The sequence below is a fragment of the Dietzia sp. SYD-A1 genome (assembly GCF_015356725.1).
GTDB lineage: Bacteria > Actinomycetota > Actinomycetes > Mycobacteriales > Mycobacteriaceae > Dietzia.
Genome location: NZ_JADDKI010000029.1, coordinates 1 through 2,708, shown reverse-complemented (window position 1 = coordinate 2,708; position 2,708 = coordinate 1). Strand labels below are relative to the sequence as shown.

The window sequence follows — 2,708 nt, the reverse complement described above, 5'->3', positions numbered from 1 at the left end:
CGCTGCGGGTTTGGGAGCGGCCTTGCGGGGATCCGCACCCGGACGGGGACCCGGCGAGGGCTTGGAGGCCCCGCCGGGCTTGGGTGCCGTCGACCCACCCGTGCCGGGCGTCGAGGTCGCGGCGTCGGATCCACCGCCCGCCGGTGCGTGCGACTCGCGGAGGCGACGGACGACCGGCGCCTCGAGGGTCGAGGACGCGGATTTGACGAACTCCCCCTGATCGCGGAGTTTCGTCAGAAGTTCTTTACTGGTGATACCGAACTCTTTTGCCAGTTCGTGTACACGGGGCTTGCCTGCCACTGCTCTCCTCACTGCGAGGTCTCCACGGCAGGGCTGGCCGCGCGACCTCGGTCTACATTCGATGGACGTTCATCGCTGGAGCTTCACGGTGTGCTCATCGTGTCTGGTCCGTTCCTTTTCATGTGCTCCCCCGATCGGCCCATGCGGCCGACGGGTGGTCTCGTGCTCACGACGATAGCGTCTCGAGCACCTCCGAGATCGCGTCGTGGGACACGTTCCCGGTGACCCGCAGTGACCTCGTGAAGGCCTTGCGGTCGAGTGCTGTCGCGATGCACCGCTGGTCACGGTGCACCCAGGCTCCCCGTCCGACCGCTCGCCGGGCGGGGTCCGGCGAGAGGGCTGCCGCCCGTGGATCGAGGACGATCCGCAGGAGCCGGGAATCTGAATCCCGGCGGCGACAGCCGACGCAGGTCCGAACCGGACCCCGCACCTCGGCCGCGCCCTGCTGCTGGTCGTGTCGCACCTGCATGAGGCCGCCTCGGTTTCTCACCGCACCCCCACGCGAGTGGGTGAACGTGAAGTCACTGTGACATCAGATGAGTCTACAGGTCGTCGACCCTCGAGACTAACGGCGCGCCCGACCGCGTGGACCGCGCACGCGCCGGAGGTCACTCCGCGTCGCTGTGGATGTCGATCCGCCACTGTGTCAGGCGATGGGCCAGGCGGGCGTTCTGACCCTCCTTGCCGATCGCGAGTGAGAGCTGATAATCGGGGACCACGACCCGCGCCGCCCTGGTCTCGGCGTCCGCCACGGTCACGGAGATCACCTTGGCAGGCGACAGCGCGTTGCCGACGAAGACCGTCGGATCCTCGTCGAAGTCCACGATGTCGATCTTCTCGCCGTTCAGTTCCGACATCACCGCCCGTACGCGGGCGCCGTTGGGCCCGATGCACGCGCCCTTGGCGTTGAGGCCCGACACGGTGGTCTCCACCGCGATCTTGGTCCGGTGGCCGGCCTCGCGCGCGATCGCCGAGATCCGGACCGAACCGTCGCCGATCTCGGGGACCTCTAGGGCGAACAGGCCACGGACGAGGTCGGGGTGGGTACGGGACAGCGAGACCGAGGCACCGTGCGGACCCTTGTGGACCCCCACCACGTGGCACTTGATGCGCGCACCGTGCTCGTAGGTCTCGCCGGGGACCTGTTCGGCCGGAGCGATGGTGCCCTCGGTCCCTCCGTTCTCGGGTCCGATGTGCACGACGACGATCCCTCGGGCGTTCGCGCGTGAGTCCGACTGGATGACCCCGCTGACCACCTCGCCCTCGCGGGCCACGAGGTCGCCGTAGATCCGCTCGGTCTCCGCTTCCCGCAGGCGTTGGAGGATGATCTGCCGGGCCGTCGCCGCCGCCACCCGGCCGAAATCGGAGGGCGTGGCGTCGAACTCGCCGATCCGGTTCCCCTCCTCGTCGACCTCGGCGGCCATCACGGTGACGGTCCCGGCCTTCCGGTCGAGTTGGATCCTCGCGACTCGGTGCGCATCCTCGGTGCGCTTGTACGCGGTGAGCAGGGCGTTCTCGAGGGTCCGCACCAGGTCGTCCAACGGGATCTCCCGCTCCTGGGACAACATGTTCAGCGCCGCCATGTCGATGTTCAACTGTCTTCTCCTTCTCGCCCGCCACGTCCGGGGTTCGCGGGCTCCGACAGGAGGGCGAGTTCGTCCTCCGGAGCGGGACGGAACTCGACCCGGATCACAGCGCGTGCCACGCCGTCCAACGGTACCGAGTCCACACGCATCCCACGACCCGACCTCGAGACCAGCCGTACGGTCCCGTTCTCCTCGTCGAGGTCACCGATCCGCCCACGGGCCGGACCGCCGACCCCCTCGACGTAGGTCAGGTCGACCTGGCGTCCGCGTGCCCGTCTCCAGTGCCGGGGAGCCTCCAGAGGGGCGTCCACGCCGCGGCTCGTCACCTCGAACGTCACCGCCTGGTCGGGTGCCCCCCACTGCTCGGCGACGGCATCGAGATCGGTCGACAGGCTCGCGAGATCGTCCAGGGTCACACCGGAGTCGCCGTCCACGACGACGGTGACGTGCCAGTCGGCCGCCCGGGAGTCCTCCCGGATCTCCTCGAGTTCGAGTCCGCGGTCGACGACCGCTCTGCGGATGTACGCCCTGTCGGGCTCGGGGACGATCACTGTGCTCCTGGCGTCGCGGCTGGTGGGTGCCGATCCGGGTTGCGGACGGGCCGGATCACTGTACCGCCCCCGGGACCGGCTACCGATGGGCCCTGGCAGGATGTCGGGGTGCCCGATTCCTTCACCGCCCCCGTGTCGCGCCGACGGTTCGTCGCCGTGACCGCGGTCGCCACCGGGTTGGCGCTCGCCGGAGGGTGCGCCCTGCCCCCGGTCGACGACGAACCGTCGGCGCGACACGGGGGCGGTGAAGGAATCGGGCACCCCGACATCC

At 69.5% G+C, this 2,708-nt stretch carries 4 protein-coding genes; all 4 read right to left on the bottom strand.

The window, feature by feature from the left end; all coding sequences use genetic code 11:
* The coding region (locus IY392_RS01820) for a translation initiation factor IF-2 N-terminal domain-containing protein (RefSeq protein WP_194860361.1) at positions 1–300 on the bottom strand (300 nt) is incomplete at its 3' end.
* Positions 301–466: 166 nt separating this feature from the next.
* Positions 467–769, bottom strand: coding sequence for a YlxR family protein (locus tag IY392_RS01815; protein ID WP_107756614.1), 303 nt, complete (start codon positions 767–769; stop codon positions 467–469).
* Positions 770–908: 139 nt separating this feature from the next.
* Positions 909–1,895, bottom strand: a complete 987-nt coding sequence (nusA, locus tag IY392_RS01810; protein ID WP_107756615.1) for a transcription termination factor NusA — start codon at positions 1,893–1,895, stop codon at positions 909–911.
* Positions 1,892–2,437 (bottom strand): ribosome maturation factor RimP, encoded by a 546-nt coding sequence (rimP, locus tag IY392_RS01805; RefSeq protein WP_194860360.1) that lies wholly within the window; start codon positions 2,435–2,437, stop codon positions 1,892–1,894. The genes nusA and rimP overlap by 4 nt, the downstream gene beginning before the upstream one ends.
* Positions 2,438–2,708 lie beyond the last annotated feature (271 nt).

Coding starts and splice junctions, on each gene's coding strand:
- IY392_RS01815 (WP_107756614.1), bottom strand. CDS start 769: ATGCAGGTGCGACACGACCAGCAGCAGGGCGCGGCCGAGGTGCGGGGT.